The sequence below is a fragment of the Halomonas sp. G11 genome (assembly GCF_001663515.1).
Classification (GTDB): domain Bacteria; phylum Pseudomonadota; class Gammaproteobacteria; order Pseudomonadales; family Halomonadaceae; genus Vreelandella.
Genome location: NZ_LYXG01000002.1, coordinates 20,573 through 36,456, shown reverse-complemented (window position 1 = coordinate 36,456; position 15,884 = coordinate 20,573). Strand labels below are relative to the sequence as shown.

Sequence of the window (15,884 nt, the reverse complement as noted above, 5' to 3'; positions counted from 1 at the left end):
ACTGCGGCAAATACTGAAAGTGTAGACTGAAAAAGCGCTTTGGTTCATGCATTGCCCTCAGTGATCGCACTGGCTTCGCGAATCTTATAAATCTCGGCGCCAGCATTGTTGCTCTCTCTGGCATCGGGCAACACCGGCTGATTATGCATTATTCGTAGTGGCTCCAGAGCCTCAGAACTTTCACCACCCGTTCCTCTTCCAATACTTGGTAGACCAGACGATGCTGAATATTGATTCGGCGCAAATAGGCCCCCGCGAGATCCCCTATGAGTGTCTCGAACGGAGGCGGCTTGCGGTAAGGGTCCTCTGAAATCAGTGCCAACAATTCCTGGGCATTTGGTTGGAGGCCGCTGGAGGCCAGTTTCTTTGCATCTTTCTGGGCTTGCTGGGTGTAAAACAACGTCCATGTCACCAGTCCAACTCCTCATCGCATTCATTCACGGGGGTGTCCATCCCCTCGCGAATAGACTCACGCATACCCGGTACGGAGAGCAGGTAAAGTGTTTCCTGAATGGCAGACCAGTCTTCCTCGGAAACCAGGACGGCTTTGTTCCGCTTACCCATAATGACGATTGGTTGGTGGGACTCGGCGGTCTCGTCAATCAACCGATATAGGTTGCTGCGCGCTTCAGTTGCTGTGATTCCGGTCATGACGCACCTCTTACGAGTTCAACTTTCCACTAAGTGTACGCTTTTGTGTACGTACGCCAAAGCGTACGCTCTGCATAACGTCGCTAATCAACCGCGCGCCTTTGGCGCGTCGGCTGGATTATCTTTGTTGGGCTTCATTGTCACTTGGCTTGGAGTTATCGAAATATTTGCGAAGTTTCCATGCTCTATAATTGACTCGCATTCTATCGCGCAATCGTGAGCGTCCGTTAGTGAAGTACGCTTGCATAAGTGCTTTATCTATCGCATCACGTAGCTCGTTTCCAAGTTTTAGGATTTTCTTAACTCGATCACTCTTTCGATCATTCTTGTTGTGTGCGATATAGTTTGGCATCCATTGAATGGTGCGCAATCCTTTATCTAATCCCCAGAGGGAATACCTGGCGTTACGCCTGAGCTTGTCTACTGCGACGATAGTTTCGTTCGCCACCTTTCGCTTCTCATCGAATTGATCATCTGATTTTGCTTTTACCATCCCAGTGCTGTATGCCATTAACTCGTATATCAATGACCCAAGAAGGTTGAAGTTTTTCTCTAAAAGACTTCTGCTAGCCTTAGTGACTTCATGTGACTTGATCGATACGTAACTCAAGAAAGCAGATATCAAAGAAACAACCGCAGCGATTAGCGCTGCATAGATCATGGCCTCTTCTCGAGATAGGTTCATTGTTTTGATCCCCAACGTTAGGCATCAGCCGTGCGGCTCTGCCGCGTCGGCCTGGATGCATTTGTTCTGTCGTCAACCAGCACTACTCCTCGTTCAGACTAGCAGCCACTTCGGGGCTTACTCTTTCGATAGCCCAATCATGCCCTCGGTAGTAGTCAAGCATGTACAGCAAGTCACGAACGGCTTCGAGAATTTGGCGTACCTCTTCGGTTATTAACGACTTTTCACGCCCATGTACTAGCTTGTTCCGCAGTTCTATGCCTTTCTTGATCGTAGAAATGATCTTTTTAGGGGGGCGACGGACCTCACCGTTAAACCGATTCCTTGCGGGTAGCTGCGCCATGTAGTCACGCAACATGCGATCTAGTGGCGGAGATTGTAAGTTCTCAACAATCCAACTCACCGAAGGATTCAAGTCCATTAAAGACGTCTTGAATCCAGTCTCTGCTGCGGCAATACCCATTACAACGGCACTTCGGGGATTGTCTCTTTGATTCTGCCATGCTTCACGAAATAAATCGTGATATAAGGGTTGCCTCGATTGAAACTCAATTAAGCTTTCAACATTCAATCGACACTCTTTGTCGAAATCGATCTCCTGCATTTTGGGCATATGCAGTGTAAATCCTCCGGCAAGCATTTGACTGTTTAAAAAACCATGCTCGTCGATGACCTTCTCTCCCTCGGTATCATCGTGCCATCTCATGAATGACCATTCACTATGAAGTCCCAATGGCCCACCGACAATTCCCATTCGCCAGCGAACCACGTTGAATATCTCAGACGCCATTCGGTCCATATCCCTATGCAACGCAACTATGAAATCGCGATAGACGCCCGGCAAGTTTGTGAACCCGTCCTGATTCTTGCTTCCAATACTCCAATCAATCTCTGCCTCTCCGGCAAACACTTCGCGCACCAAATCTGGAATGTCATCCTTGCGATGAATTGTTTGTACCAGAACTTGCGATTTCTCGCCTTCATTAAATGCACGCTTATAACGCAGGAACAGCGAAAACATCTGCTTGGGATCATCAAATTGAATTGCCCCAAAATCCTTGAGCGGCGGCTCAAAGCTCCAAGGGTCTAATCGGTAATATGTTTGGAACAGCAATTCGAATCTCCATACCGTTTTTTAATTGACGCCAAGATTATCTGACTAGTTCAGCGACATTTAAACCTCCGTTGCTAACTCCGACGTTCACCCATTGAATTAGGCGGCAGAACGCCCGGCTCACCAGCGCCCAAACTAGAGAGGCTTTTGTGGTAAAGTGTAGCGCAGCGAAACCCACAAAAGCAGCGTAGGTTTGGGCGTCTGCGTAGAGCCGTTTGTTATGCTTTTAACCACTTTCACCGTGCTCAAATCTTGCTTTCTTAGCAGCACTGTAAGCGTCGCTAATTATAGTTTTTCTATCGTTTGGCTCAAGCGCAAAACCTATTTCTCCATTTTTACCAATGACCCAGTTGACTTGATCTTCGTATCTTCCCCATTCATATCGAGGATGCCTTTTCCCATATTTATTAAAGTAATATGCCTCATCTAACTCAACGAGTATTTGGCGACGATTTTCATTGTCAATTAATGGAATTTCTCTGTTTGGAAACTGTTCTGAAATAAACGGTGGCAAATCCGTTTCTAGCGTCCAATTCCACATAGCATGTGTAAAAGCTTTTGTTACCCAGATATCCCATGCTCGACCTGCAAAAAGCTCCATACGAAATCCATCTGACGGCCACTCCCATTCATAGTTTTTGAAATCAGTTGTGTTTGTTTTGATCTGGCCACTAGCAAGTACAACCAGCTTTTTAGAATCGACACTTAGATCGTGTGCCTTTTTTCTATCGAGCTCAGTTGGTTCTGGGCCTTTTACTTCAAACCAGCAATCAAGGGGTGGCAACCAAAAGTCAGGCAAATAACTTTGACCAGAACTCAACTTATAACCTTCGGGCTCGTACTGCCATTGTATTCCTAGTTTGTCAAAGAATACTGCCCACCTCGCTTCAAGACGCGATCTGAACCTACACCCACCATATATCGTTTCTATCGGTTGCATATACATTTCTCAATACTTTCCGTGCATAACCGCCAGCGTAACGGGTTGGTTTGGAGCGACAGCGGAAAAACAATCCGGTTGACGCATTTGTTAAGGGTTGCATTGCCATTCATTCTGCAAATCATCCAAGCTAACAACTTCAAGCCTTGCATCTACATCATAGCGTGAATTAAAGCGCTCAAGCCGTTCCTTTAGCTTGTGCTTGTCAATCTCAGGGTTATCTACCACTGCATACAAATGCAAAATCAATTTTTTTGAGCCATTTTCTGAAAAATATCTTTGAAAATTCTCAGTTTCTAGCAAAATCTTATCAAATCGAGCGGACGAAGCCAGCTGGCTTCTAAATAATTTTACTTCAACTGCGTGAATCTCATCACCGTTATAAGAGACAGCATCGAAGAAAATCTGGCGTTTGTTTATCTGAACCTTTACATCGGTTTTAAATTGCAAATTCAGCTTTTTTGCCAAACTATTAACAGCAAGTTTTTCAGCTAAAGTCACGTTAGCCATAAGCTGCTGATTTTTATTACTTTTTCTATAAAGGTTCTGAGAATTGATGGAGGTTTCGGTAGATTCATTCGGTGTGTTATCTACAGCTTCTTCGCAGACCTCTGAACTCTCTGCTACCTCTTCCCTCAATTTCTGCTCTTGCTCTTCAGGAGATGCTTTATCAAACATCTTTAAAAAATTACTTTCGTACTTATAGTCTGAAGGAGCATATAGAACCCTATGATTAAAGTTCAAGGTTAAGAAGAAAGAAGATACCAGAAAAACAGGAAATGTAATTAAAAACCAGATATACGTTTCTTGATTTTTGCTGTCAATAAAGGGTAGCACCGTCGTTCCACTAATCTCCGCTATCGCTGCGAAAATGGCAATTACTGTCAATGGATTCTTTATATGCCCTACCTTCTCTATCACAGAAATCTCCTGGTACCCTTAACAGGTATTAGACAACGCGTCCTATGATTTCATAAACGCGCCTGCATGTTTACTTAGCAAATGTAGCCTACCTTTTCGCGTGTAACCACATGATTTTCAATTAAATTAATATTATTAAGGCTAAATTTGTAGAATTAGCACGCTTGGGCGTTTTGCCAAGCGCAATAATGCTGTATGCATATCCACTATCAAGAGATCGACACCAAATGGATATGCAAAGCAGATCCCCGAAATTAATGGATCGTGTGAAAGCTGTTATGCGAGTAAAGCGCTACAGCCCACGCAACGGAAAAAACATTTACGCTAAACGAAGGCACGCTACCGCTCCGGTACGACTGGGATGCGTTAAAGCGCTCCGCCTGCGACCGTCTCACCAATTTTGTCGCCTATTTTGGATTACACAGACGTTATAACGTCGACGTTACTCAGTTTCCTTTGGCATTGCAAAGCAGACACTAATTTTTTGTTATGGCATTCCTCACCTCAAGTTCATGGCGGGGTTTTGGCCTTTTCATCGCTCGGCTAGTCTGGCTCCATTGGTGTGGTGCTTGTAGGGGGTGCGTGCCGCAGTGAGTTTCTAGGCATTTTGGTGGGTGCCTTTCTTGAATTCATGCATGCGTTAGGTGTTGTGGCCTTATCAATCGCCCGACAAGTCGAGCTCCTACATGGGTGTGGTGCTTTTAGGGGGTTGCGTGGCGCGGTGGGGCTCTGTGCTTTTTGGTGGGTGCTTTTACCGCACCCAGGGTGTTGCGGCCCTTGCCGGTCGGTTCAGGGCTGGCCTTCCGTTGCAAACCCGATTAGCCTGCTAACTCAACCAGTAAGGGATTGAGATGCAAGAGACGACTTCTCGGCAGCGCTTGGCGGGCGTGCTGATTTTGCTTGGTTTGGTAGTGCAAATAATGGGGTTTAGCGGCTGGGCGGCGACCACGCAGGCGGTGAGCTATGTGCTGTGGGCGGCGGTATTGTTGCTGTGGCGGGATATTCCCAGGCGTTCGCGCATCCAGGCGGGGGTGTTGATTGGCCTGGGCGCGAGCATGCTGTTGGTGGCGCGGTTTGTTTACGGGGCTGAGGTCGATTGGCCTACCATGTTGCAGGGTAACGTGTTCGTGGTGGCCATGCTGGTGGGCGTGAGTTTTATCACGCTGATTGGCAAGCAAGGCAGCAAAGGTGCCTCGGGGAGTCGCGTGACCGGCGCGGGTGGCGTGCTGCGTACCTGGTTGGGCGTGCATTTCCTGGGCACAATCTTGAACCTTTCCACCGTGCTGATGGTTGGCGACAAGCTGGCGAGGCGCGGGCCGCTTAAGATGCCGCAGTTATTGGCACTGAACCGTGGGCTTTCCAGCGCCGCGCTGTGGTCGCCGTTTTTCGCCTCGATGGGTCTGGTGATCTCGCTGGTGCCCGACGTCGAGTACGCGCACATTGCCCTGGCGGGCTTTCCCCTGGCGATGATGGCGGGGCTTTTTACCACGCTGGAGTTGCGGCGGCGGTTTGATTTACGCGAGGTGGATGGGTATTCGCTGGCACCGCGCAGCCTGTTGATGCCCGTGGGCATGGCGGCGCTGGTGATGTTGTTTCACTTCTGGCTGACGCCGTCGCTGACCATTGTCAGCATTATTACCTTCCTGCTGCCAGCCGTTGCGGTGCTGAGCAACCTGCGCGAGGGGCCGCGTTTTACACTGCGGCGAGTCCGCCAGCATACGCTCACCCGCTTGCCTGCCATGCGCGGCGAGGTGTCGCTGTTCCTGGCGGCGGGGTTATTGACCCTGGGGCTTTCCACCCTGGTATCGGCGGCGGCGGGTAGCGACTGGACCCTGTTTGCCGACTTTGGCACGCCCCAGGCGATGATCAGCTTCGCCGCCATTTCGCTGAGCGCACTGGCCGGGCTGCACCCGATTATCGGCGTGTCGGTTTTGGCCTCGATACTCAACCTGGAGGGCGGCGAGCAAACGCTGTTTGCCTTTGTGGCGTTGAGCTCGTGGGCGGTGGGCACCAGCGTGGGGCCACTGTCGGGCATCAACCTGTCCCTTCAGGGCCGCTACGGGGTGAGCGGTTACCGGATGATGACCAACAACCTGCTGTACTCGGCTGTCCTGAGCCTGCTCTCGCTGGGGGCGATCGCAGGCGTCAGTTTGATCGTCGGCTAGCGGCGTATCAGGTTTCGACGATTTTGCCGGGGAAACGGTAGAAGTAGCGATGGCCGCACTGGTGGCAGGGTTCCAGACGCGCAACATTTTCCAGCATCACCTGGGCATCGCAGTGCACGCAGGCCATCAGGCCGGGAGCGGCCATCTCGCCTTCGCAGTAATCGGCGCGGGCGGCTTCCAGGTCATCGTCGAAGCGCTCACGGTCGACGATACTGCGGTCGGCAATCGAAAGCAGCGATTCCGCCACGCGGCGGGTAAGGTGATCAATATCGATGCCCAACCAGCTGGCCACCTGCTTGCCGGTATCCGACATGTAGTGACGCATGTCTTTCAGGTCACGCTCCACCCAGGCCCGCAGCAGGGCCAGTTCGTCCTTGGTGTACTCTTCCAGCTCCGCTTCAAACTCAACGGCGTCGTCCAGGTCCTTTTGCAAATTTTCCCAGGTCAGCTCGTCAGCGCCGTCCTGCATCCGTTCCAGCAAACGCTCGTAGCCTTCGCGTAGGCGATGGTCGTTGTGTTGTTCACTCATGGTCCCTCTCCTTTTGTCGACGCGCGGTGTGACCTATCATGGCCTAGCCGTTCAAGGATACACCTGCATAGGATACAATCGACGCCACTAATCTGACAGTCGTCATCTAACATTCACTTTGCGCCCAACTTGGGCGATACGCCAAGGCATTAAATAAACCGATGGACGCACACTACAGCCCTCGTGAAATTGAACGCGACGCCCAACAATATTGGGATCAACATCAATGCTTTAAAGCAGTAGAGGACGCGAACCGCGAAAAGTTTTACTGCCTTTCGATGTTCCCCTACCCCAGCGGCAAGCTGCACATGGGCCACGTGCGTAACTACACTATCGGCGACGTGGTGTCCCGCTTCCAGCGCATGCAGGGCAAGAATGTCATGCAGCCCATGGGTTGGGATGCGTTCGGCATGCCGGCGGAAAACGCCGCGATTCAAAACCAGGTGCCGCCCGCCAAGTGGACGTACCAGAACATCGATTACATGCGCAACCAGTTGAAAGCCCTTGGCTTTGCCTACGACTGGAGCCGTGAATTCGCTACCTGCGATACCAGTTATTACCGCTGGGAGCAGTGGTTCTTCACCAAGCTGGTGGAAAAGGGCCTGGTGTACAAGAAGATGTCCACGGTCAACTGGGACCCGGTCGACCAGACTGTATTGGCCAATGAGCAGGTCATTGAAGGCCGCGGCTGGCGTTCCGGCGCGCTGGTCGAGCGCAAGGAAATCCCGCTGTGGTTTTTGAAGATCACCGACTACGCCGATGAGCTGCTGGCGGATCTCGACAACGTCGAGTGGCCCGAGCAGGTCAAGACCATGCAGCGCAACTGGATCGGCAAGTCCCAGGGTGTCGAGCTGTCTTTCGACATCAAGGCCCCCGACGGCTCGAGCGGTGAGCCGCTTTCGGTCTACACCACGCGCCCGGACACGCTGTTCGGCGTTACCTATATGGCTGTCGCCGCCGACCACCCGCTCGCCAAACAGGCCGCTGAAGGCAACGCCGAGCTGCAGGCCTTCCGCGAGGAGTGCGCCCGCGGCGGCACCTCGGAAGCCGAAATGGCCACCAAGGAGAAAAAAGGCCTGCCCACGGGTTTCAAGGCCATTCATCCGCTTACCGGTAACGAAGTGCCCGTCTTTGTAGCCAACTTCGTGCTGATGGAGTTCGGCACCGGGGCCGTCATGGCCGTACCTGCCCACGACCAGCGCGACTGGGAGTTCGCCACCAAGTACGGCATCGAGATCAAGCCGGTGATTGCCGATGAAAACGGCAACACACCCGACCTGTCCCAGGGCGCGTATGCCGAACACGGCACGCTGATCAATTCCGGCGAGTTCAACGGGCTGGGCTTTGAGGACGGCTTTGATGCAATCGCGGCCAAACTCGCCGAGATCGGCCGCGGCGAGGTCAAGACCAACTACCGCCTGCGCGATTGGGGTGTGGCCCGCCAGCGTTACTGGGGCGCGCCGATTCCGGTCAAATACGGCCCGGAAGGCCAGACCGTGCCGCTCACCGATGACCAGTTGCCGGTGGAGCTGCCGATGGAAGTCACCGTCGACGCCTCGGGGTCACCGCTCAAGAAGATGCCCGAGTTTTCCGACCTGGGCGACGGCTGGACCCGGGAGACCGACACCTTCGACACCTTCATGGAGTCTTCGTGGTATTTCGCGCGCTTCTGCTGTGCGGATAACCACGAGGCCATGCTTGATGAGCGGGCCAACTACTGGCTGCCGGTCGACCTTTACATCGGCGGGATCGAGCACGCCATCCTGCACCTGCTCTACGCCCGCTTCTTCCACAAGCTGATGCGTGACTTTGGCCTGGTGGATTCCGACGAGCCCTTCCAGCAGCTGCTGACCCAGGGCATGGTGATCGCCGAAACCTACTACCGCACCACCGAGAACGGCGGCAAGGAGTGGTTTAACCCCGCCGATGTCGAGGTGAAGCGCGATGAGAAAGGCCGCCCGCTGAGTGCGGTGCTGATGAGCGACGGCCAGCCGGTGGAAATGGGCGGCATCGAGAAGATGTCCAAGTCGAAGAACAACGGCGTTGACCCGCAGTCGATGATCGACAAGTTCGGCGCCGACACCGTTCGCCTGTTCATGATGTTCGCCGCGCCCCCCGAGCAGTCGCTGGAGTGGTCGGATTCCGGCGTGGAAGGCGCCCACCGCTTCCTGAAACGCATGTGGCGTCAGGTGCACGAGCATCTTGAAGCCGGTTCGCCGGGCAAGTTGGACGTAGCCGCGCTGGATGACGACCAGAAAGCACTGCGCCGCAAAACCCATGAAACCATCAAGAAAGCCAGCGACGACATTGGCCGCCGGACGACTTTCAACACCGCCATTGCCGCGGTGATGGAGCTTTCCAACGCTCTGGCCCGCTTCGAGGACGACTCGGCCCAGGGGCTTGCGGTGAGCCGTGAGGCACTGGAAGCCTGCGTATTGCTGCTGGCACCGATCACGCCGCACCTGTGCCATCGCCTGTGGCAGCAGTTGGGACATACGACCCCGGCGATTGAAACGCCCTGGCCTGCCGTCGACGAAGCAGCGCTCACCCGCGACACCATCGAGCTTGTGGTCCAGGTCAACGGCAAATTGCGGGCCCGCATGGAAGCCCCGGCCAGCGCCGACAAAGCCGCCATCGAGCAGTTGGCAATGGAAAACGACAACGTCCAGCGTCACCTGGAAGACAAGACGGTGCGTAAAGTCATCGTGGTGCCGGGCAAGCTGGTCAACATAGTGGTGAGCGGATGAATCGACGGACTTTTTTAGCCACCAGCATGGCCGCCTCGGCGGCCGTGCTCCTCAGCGCGTGCGGTTTTCGGCTGCGCGGTGCGGGTTCCATGCCCAGCCTGCCGCCGCTGGCCCTTGAAGGCGATACCAACAGCGACCTGGGCCGCCAGCTTGCCAGTCGCCTGGAACAGCTAGGCACCCGGCTGGGTGATAGCGGCCAATGGCGCGTGACCCTGGGATCACCCAGGTTGGACGAACGACGCCTGGGCGGCGAAGTTCGCGGTAGCCGGGACCACGAGCTGACGCTCAGCACAACGCTGTCTGTTCAGCGCCGGGAAGACAACGCCTACCTGCTCAACGGTGAGACGCTGTCGACCAGTACCCGCATTCGCATCAATGATAATGACCTGCTCAACCGCGAGGACCTGTTCAGCGAAGCCGAGCAAAGCCTCAATCGTGAATTGACGCAGCGCATTATCGAACGTCTCAGCGCCCTTGATAACGCCTCGTGAAAGTCTTTGCCGATCAACTGCCCGCCGCCCTGGCCAAGTCGCTGCCCAAGGTCGTGATTGTGGCCGGCGATGAGCCCCTGCAGCACCGCGATGCCTGCGATGCCGTGAGAGCCGCTGCCCGCCAGGCGGGTATCGAGGAGCGCGAAGTCCTGGATGTCGAGCCCAACTTTGCCTGGGGGCGGCTGCTTGAGGTGGCCAGCAACCTGTCGCTGTTCGCCACCAACAAGCTGCTTGAACTGCGTTTGGGCCAGCACAAGCTGGGGCAGGAAGGTAGCAAGGCGTTGGCCGAATACGCCCAGCACCTGGACAATAACGATGACCTGCTGTTGATCAGCATGGGCAAGCTGGATGCCAAACAGCAAAAAAGTGCCTGGTTCAAGGCGCTCGATAAGCATGGTCTGTTTGTCCCGGTATGGCCGGTTGATGTCTCGCGGCTGGGTTACTTTCTGCGCGACCGTGCCTCGCTTCATGGCTTGCAGATCGATCTGGACGCTGCTCGCCTGCTGGGCGAACGCACCGAAGGCAACCTGCTGGCCGCTGACCAGGCCATGCAGAAACTGGCCCTCATCCACCCCCAGGGCACCCGGCTTACCGCGGAAAGCATCGCCCAGGGCGTGGAAGACAGCACCCGCTTTGATGTTTTCACCCTGGCCGACGCCTGTCTGAAAGGCGAGCCCAGCCGTGTCTCGCGGATTATCACCGGGTTGCGCAGTGAGGGCGTGGAAGCGCCTATCGTCCTCTGGGCGCTAACCCGCGAGCTGCGGACGCTGCTGTCACTGCATCAACACATGGACCAGGGACAGAGCTTTGAGCACGCCTGCAAAGCGCAAAAGCCGATGATTTTCGACAAGCGCCGCCCGGCCTATCAAAAAGCCACTCAGCGGCTACCCATGAAGCGTTTACATAAGCTGCTGTTGATGGCTCAACGACTGGATCTCGCCGTTAAAGGGGCGTCACCGGTGCCGTTATGGCCAGGGTTGCACGACCTGGCGATGACCATGGCCGGTGGACGCGGCTTACTGGCTGAATCCGCCTGGACGTACCGCGTTGCCACCAGCTTTTAGGCCTACTGCATTCAGGCACTATTGACCGAATAAGCAACAACCGTGAATTCTCGGTACCAAAGCGTGTACCCGGCTTAAAAAAAGGCTAAATTCTTCCTATACTTTTGTTTCAAGCCATTTGTGCTTGGCCCATCCCTACAAACATGTCTAAGGATCAAGACGATGAATAAAGTACGTGCCTATCTCTCGACGCTGCTAATTGCTGCCCTGGTCATTACCAGCCTGCCCGTTGCGGCGGCACCGGCTTCCTCCACAACGGACCTTGTCAGCACTCAGTCCGTGCTTGCCAATGACAGTGCCCAGGCAGACCGCGAGCGGATCCACCAGCTGCTTAACCGCGCCGACATCCAGGACGAACTGGTCAAACAAGGCGTTGATCTGGACGAGGTGGAAGCGCGTGTTGCCGCTTTGAGCGATGCCGAAGCCCAGCAGATGGCCAACCAGCTGGAAGAGCTGCCAGCTGGCGCCGGTGTCGTTGGCGCTCTGTTCGCGGTCTTTATTATTCTATTGGTCACTGACATTCTCGGCCTGACCGATGTTTATCCGTTTACGCGCTAATCCATGAAGCCTTTCTTCATGAACGCTATCTACATGAACACTATCTACTGTTTTCAAAACGCCCGCCTCGCGGGCGTTTTCGTCTTGGTACTGTTACTCACGGCATGCGCCAGCGCCCCGCAGCTGCGCGATAGCACTGAGCAGCGCCTGCCCCGCCACAGCGAGATCAGCGACGTCCCCTTTTACGCCCAGACCGAGTACCAGTGCGGCCCGGCAGCGCTGGCCATGGTCCTGAACCATCAGGGAGTCGATACCGACGTCGAGACGCTTATTCCCCAGGTATTCATTCCTGGCCGCGAAGGCAGTGTCCAACCGGAAATGCTGGCCACCGTGCGTCGTCATGAGCGTATCGCCTATCCCATTCGCGGCAGCTTCGACGAACTGTTGGGGCATCTGGCCGCCGGTGACCCGGTCTTGGTCATGCAGAACCTGTCACTTGCGGCATTTCCCATGTGGCATTACGCGGTGGCGATTGGCTACGACCTGGATGACGATACCCTGATACTGCGCAGTGGCGAAATCGAGCGGCATACCCTGTCCTTCAGCCGCTTTGACGCCACCTGGGCAAGAACCGATCGCTGGGGATTTGTGGTGGCCAAGCCTGGCACCCTGCCCGAGGGCATTACCGCACGCAACGCGATCAATGCGATCAGTGCCTACGAGGAAGCGCATGGCCCTGAGGCCACGCTGGGCAGCTGGCAGGCAATGACGGAGCGTTACCCCAATAATGCGATTGGTCAGTTTGGCCTGGCGAATGCCTATTACGCCAACCAGCAGCCGGACAACGCGCTCAGCGCCTTCCAGGCAGCCGCTCAGCGTGATCCGCAGATGGGCGCAGCGTGGCTGAATATCGGGCTACTCCAGTTGCAGAGGGACCAGCCGGAGGCGGCTAGAGAAGCCCTCAGCAAAGCGGCGGCCATCGAAGGCAGCTGGCAGGAGCGTGCTCAGGAAGTGTTGGAAAATCAGCTGGACAGATAACTGAAAACGCCGTGGCAAAGCCACGGCGTCTTGGATAATCATCAATCTTGTTTGACGGGAATTAACGGCGGGAAGCGTTGTAGCCGAGATCGGCGCCACGGCTTTCGTCGCTGCGGCGACGTGCGCTACCGCGTTTACGGTTCTCTTCCTCGCACACCTTGTCTTTACCGCCGCATATATCGCAGCCGTCTTTCATGCCGATTTGATTCAAGCCGCCACAGGAACCCGCAATGGGCTTGCGTCCCATGATGACGCCCACGGCCATGACCGTCATCACAAGGGCCATGAATCCGAAAACCAGTAGCCAGATGGCCATAATTACCTCCTCTCACGATGGGGCTTACCAGTAGACAACAACAAGTTCCGTTAGTGCCTGATATTCCACAACGCGAAAATAGAGGGGGCCAGCCAATGGCCAGCCCCGCAATTGCCCTTGGGCATGCTATCAACCGCCGAAATCATCCAGCATGATGTTTTCCGGCTCAACCCCCAGATCAAGCAGTAGCTTGATGCAAGAGGCGTTCATCATGGGCGGCCCACACATGTAGTACTCGCAATCTTCAGGCGCGGGGTGGTCCTTCAGATAGTTTTCATACAACACGTTGTGAATGAAGCCCGTTGGTCCTTCCCAGTTATCTTCCGGCAGCGGGTCTGACAGCGCCAGGTGCCATTCGAAGTTCGAGAATTCTTCCGCCAATTGGTCGTACTCTTCATTGTAGAAGGTCTCACGCCATGAACGTGCACCGTACCAGAATGAAATTTTACGATCGGTTTTCAACCGCTTGAGCTGATCGAAGATATGGCTGCGCATCGGTGCCATGCCCGCACCACCGCCGATAAAGATCATTTCGGCGTTGGTATCCTTGGCGAAGAATTCACCAAACGGCCCCATCACGGTCACCTTGTCGCCCGGCTTCAGGCTAAAGACATAGGTGGACATCAAGCCGGGGGGATGGCTGGTGCCGGGGGGCGGCGTCGCGATACGGATGTTGAATTTGAGGATACCCTTTTCATCGGGGTAGTTCGCCATTGAGTAAGCGCGAATGATTTCCTCGTTGTTCTTGTGGGAAACGTCGAACAAGCCGAATTTTTCCCAGTCGCCACGGTATTCCTCTTCGATATCAAAATCGGAGAACTTGATATCGTACGGCGGCGCTACCAACTGCACATAGCCACCAGCGCGGAAGGCGACTTCTTCGCCTTCCGGCAGCTTCAGGTTCAGCTCTTTGATGAAGGTGGCAACGTTGGGGTTATCGATAACCTCGCATTCCCACTTCTTGACGCCAAACACTTCCTCAGGCACTTCAATCTTCATGTCCTGCTTGACAGGCACCTGGCAAGAAAGACGCCAGCCTTCCTTCTTCTCGCGCATGGTGAAGTGCGATTCTTCGGTGGGCAGGATAGAACCACCGCCTGTCTCTACGCGGCACTTGCACTGGGCGCAGGAACCACCGCCGCCACAGGCCGAGGAAAGGAAAATGCCGTTGGCGGCCAGGGTGTTCAGTAGTTTGCCACCGGCCTGGGTCGTCAAGGTATGTTCAGGGTCATCGTTGACCTCAATGGTCACGTCCCCACTACTCACAAGCTTGCTTCGCGCTGCCAGAATGATCGCCGTTAAGCTGATAACGATGACCGTAAACATGACAACACCGAGCAAGATGACAGCTGTATCAACCATGTCGGTTTCCTATTGCTGAAGGGTTTTCTTTGCCCCGACGATGCGTATGCACCGACGGGAAAACCGGCTCCGATTAAAGCTGAATACCTGAGAAGGACATAAAGCCCAACGACATCAGCCCTACGGTGATAAAGGTGATACCCAGGCCCTGCAAGCCCGCCGGTACATCACTGTACTTGAGCTTTTCACGGATACCTGCCAGGGCAGCGATCGCCAGCGCCCAGCCAGTACCGGCACCAAAGCCATAGACCACCGACTCACCAAAGTTATAGCTACGCTCGACCATGAACAGTACGCCACCGAGAATGGCGCAGTTCACCGTGATCAGCGGTAGGAAAACCCCCAGCGCGTTATAGAGCGCAGGCACGTACTTATCCAGGAACATTTCCATGATCTGGACAAGTGCGGCGATAACCCCGATGTAGCTGAGCAGCCCGAGGAACGACAGGTCGATGTTTTCAGCACCATTGATGCCGGTCCAGGTCAGTGCACCCTCCTGAAGCAAGAAGGTGTATACCAGATTGTTGACCGGCACGGTGACGGTCAGTACGACAATAACGGCAATACCCAGGCCGATCGCGGAGGATACCTTTTTGGAGACGGCCAAAAAGGTACACATGCCGAGGAAGAAGGCCAACGCCATGTTTTCAACGAAGACCGATGCAACAAAAAGGCTTAGATAATGTTCCATGTTACACGGCCTCCTTCGGCTGAGTATTTTCCTTCATCTTGAACTCGTTCTCTTCAACCTGCTCAGGATTGAGTGAACGCAGCACCCAGATCAGCAGGCCGATGATGAAGAATGCAGAAGGCGGAAGCAGCAGCAAGCCGTTACCCACGTACCAGCCACCGTCCTGAACGGTCGGCAGTACGGTGAAGCCGAACACGCTGCCTGAGCCCAGCAGTTCACGGAAGAAGCCAACGACCATCAGTACAAAGCCGTAACCCAGACCGTTACCGATACCGTCCAGGAAGGACATGCCAGGCGTGTTGGACATCGCAAAGCCTTCTGCACGTCCCATGACGATGCAGTTGGTAATGATCAGGCCTACGAACACCGACAGCTGTTTGGACATTTCATACGCATAGGCTTTCAGAATCTGATCCACCACGATGACCAGCGAGGCAATGATGGTCATCTGAACAATGATGCGGATAGAAGACGGAATATGATTCCGAATCAGTGAAACGAACAGGTTAGAGAATGCGGTGACGAAAATAACCGCCAGTGCCATGACCAGCGATACACTCATGCTGGTCGTCACCGCGAGTGCCGAACAAATCCCCAATATCTGGAGCGCAATGGGGTTGTTCTTGAAAATCGGCGCCGTCAAGACGCCTTTTGCATTTACGTCCGCCATGA

At 54.5% G+C, this 15,884-nt stretch carries 17 protein-coding genes; 6 read left to right on the top strand and 11 right to left on the bottom strand.

Going from position 1 to position 15,884, the window contains the following annotated elements:
- Positions 1 to 148: 148 nt before the first annotated feature.
- The 6 genes from ADS46_RS01330 to ADS46_RS01305 form a co-directional block, all read right to left on the bottom strand.
- On the bottom strand, positions 149 to 412 hold the full coding sequence (locus ADS46_RS01330; RefSeq protein ID WP_066315221.1) for a Txe/YoeB family addiction module toxin: 264 nt from the start codon (positions 410 to 412) through the stop codon (positions 149 to 151).
- The gene (locus ADS46_RS01325; RefSeq protein WP_066315220.1) at positions 409 to 651 is read right to left on the bottom strand and encodes a type II toxin-antitoxin system Phd/YefM family antitoxin; all 243 of its coding nucleotides are present in this window, start codon (positions 649 to 651) and stop codon (positions 409 to 411) included. The genes ADS46_RS01330 and ADS46_RS01325 overlap by 4 nt, the downstream gene beginning before the upstream one ends.
- A 118-nt stretch (positions 652 to 769) precedes the next feature.
- Positions 770 to 1,336 (bottom strand): hypothetical protein, encoded by a 567-nt coding sequence (locus ADS46_RS01320; protein ID WP_066315217.1) that lies wholly within the window; start codon positions 1,334 to 1,336, stop codon positions 770 to 772.
- Between the two features lie 82 nt (positions 1,337 to 1,418).
- On the bottom strand, positions 1,419 to 2,450 hold the full coding sequence (locus ADS46_RS01315) for a hypothetical protein (protein ID WP_066315216.1): 1,032 nt from the start codon (positions 2,448 to 2,450) through the stop codon (positions 1,419 to 1,421).
- 226 nt (positions 2,451 to 2,676) lie between these two features.
- Positions 2,677 to 3,390 (bottom strand): hypothetical protein, encoded by a 714-nt coding sequence (locus ADS46_RS01310; RefSeq protein WP_066315215.1) that lies wholly within the window; start codon positions 3,388 to 3,390, stop codon positions 2,677 to 2,679.
- Positions 3,391 to 3,480: 90 nt separating this feature from the next.
- On the bottom strand, positions 3,481 to 4,311 hold the full coding sequence (locus ADS46_RS01305) for a hypothetical protein (protein WP_066315214.1): 831 nt from the start codon (positions 4,309 to 4,311) through the stop codon (positions 3,481 to 3,483).
- Between the two features lie 851 nt (positions 4,312 to 5,162).
- Here ADS46_RS01305 and ADS46_RS01300 point away from each other — a divergent pair.
- Positions 5,163 to 6,476: a hypothetical protein gene (locus tag ADS46_RS01300; RefSeq protein WP_066315211.1), complete on the top strand. Its 1,314-nt coding sequence runs from the start codon at positions 5,163 to 5,165 to the stop codon at positions 6,474 to 6,476.
- A 7-nt stretch (positions 6,477 to 6,483) separates the two neighbouring features.
- Here ADS46_RS01300 and ADS46_RS01295 read toward each other — a convergent pair whose 3' ends face one another.
- Complete coding sequence (locus ADS46_RS01295; RefSeq protein WP_066315209.1) at positions 6,484 to 7,005, bottom strand: zinc ribbon-containing protein; 522 nt, start codon at positions 7,003 to 7,005, stop codon at positions 6,484 to 6,486.
- A gap of 161 nt (positions 7,006 to 7,166) precedes the next feature.
- Here ADS46_RS01295 and leuS point away from each other — a divergent pair, with 161 nt between their 5' ends.
- The 5 genes from leuS (at position 7,167) to ADS46_RS01270 (ending at position 12,843) form a co-directional block, all read left to right on the top strand.
- Positions 7,167 to 9,752: a leucine--tRNA ligase gene (gene leuS, locus ADS46_RS01290; RefSeq protein ID WP_066315207.1), complete on the top strand. Its 2,586-nt coding sequence runs from the start codon at positions 7,167 to 7,169 to the stop codon at positions 9,750 to 9,752.
- Positions 9,749 to 10,243, top strand: coding sequence for a twin-arginine translocation signal domain-containing protein (locus ADS46_RS01285; protein WP_066315205.1), 495 nt, complete (start codon positions 9,749 to 9,751; stop codon positions 10,241 to 10,243). Before leuS ends, ADS46_RS01285 begins: the two co-directional genes overlap by 4 nt.
- Entirely contained in the window at positions 10,240 to 11,307 is a 1,068-nt protein-coding gene (holA, locus tag ADS46_RS01280) for a DNA polymerase III subunit delta (RefSeq protein ID WP_066315202.1), read from the top strand. Before ADS46_RS01285 ends, holA begins: the two co-directional genes overlap by 4 nt.
- A 162-nt stretch (positions 11,308 to 11,469) precedes the next feature.
- Positions 11,470 to 11,865, top strand: a complete 396-nt coding sequence (locus tag ADS46_RS01275; RefSeq protein ID WP_066315200.1) for a PA2779 family protein — start codon at positions 11,470 to 11,472, stop codon at positions 11,863 to 11,865.
- 18 nt (positions 11,866 to 11,883) lie between these two features.
- Entirely contained in the window at positions 11,884 to 12,843 is a 960-nt protein-coding gene (locus ADS46_RS01270) for a PA2778 family cysteine peptidase (protein ID WP_234346740.1), read from the top strand.
- A 61-nt stretch (positions 12,844 to 12,904) separates the two neighbouring features.
- On the opposite strand, the gene nqrM is transcribed toward ADS46_RS01270, so the two are convergent.
- The 4 genes from nqrM to ADS46_RS01250 all read right to left on the bottom strand — a co-directional run bounded on the left by nqrM (position 12,905) and on the right by ADS46_RS01250 (position 15,882).
- The gene (gene nqrM, locus ADS46_RS01265) at positions 12,905 to 13,159 is read right to left on the bottom strand and encodes a (Na+)-NQR maturation NqrM (protein WP_066315197.1); all 255 of its coding nucleotides are present in this window, start codon (positions 13,157 to 13,159) and stop codon (positions 12,905 to 12,907) included.
- Positions 13,160 to 13,288: 129 nt separating this feature from the next.
- The gene (nqrF, locus tag ADS46_RS01260) at positions 13,289 to 14,521 is read right to left on the bottom strand and encodes an NADH:ubiquinone reductase (Na(+)-transporting) subunit F (RefSeq protein WP_066315194.1); all 1,233 of its coding nucleotides are present in this window, start codon (positions 14,519 to 14,521) and stop codon (positions 13,289 to 13,291) included.
- 73 nt (positions 14,522 to 14,594) lie between these two features.
- Positions 14,595 to 15,212 (bottom strand): NADH:ubiquinone reductase (Na(+)-transporting) subunit E, encoded by a 618-nt coding sequence (nqrE, locus tag ADS46_RS01255; RefSeq protein WP_066315191.1) that lies wholly within the window; start codon positions 15,210 to 15,212, stop codon positions 14,595 to 14,597.
- A gap of 1 nt (position 15,213) precedes the next feature.
- Positions 15,214 to 15,882 carry an NADH:ubiquinone reductase (Na(+)-transporting) subunit D gene (locus ADS46_RS01250; protein WP_066315185.1) on the bottom strand — a complete coding sequence of 223 codons (669 nt, stop codon included), beginning with the start codon at positions 15,880 to 15,882 and terminating at the stop codon, positions 15,214 to 15,216.
- Positions 15,883 to 15,884: the final 2 nt, after the last annotated feature.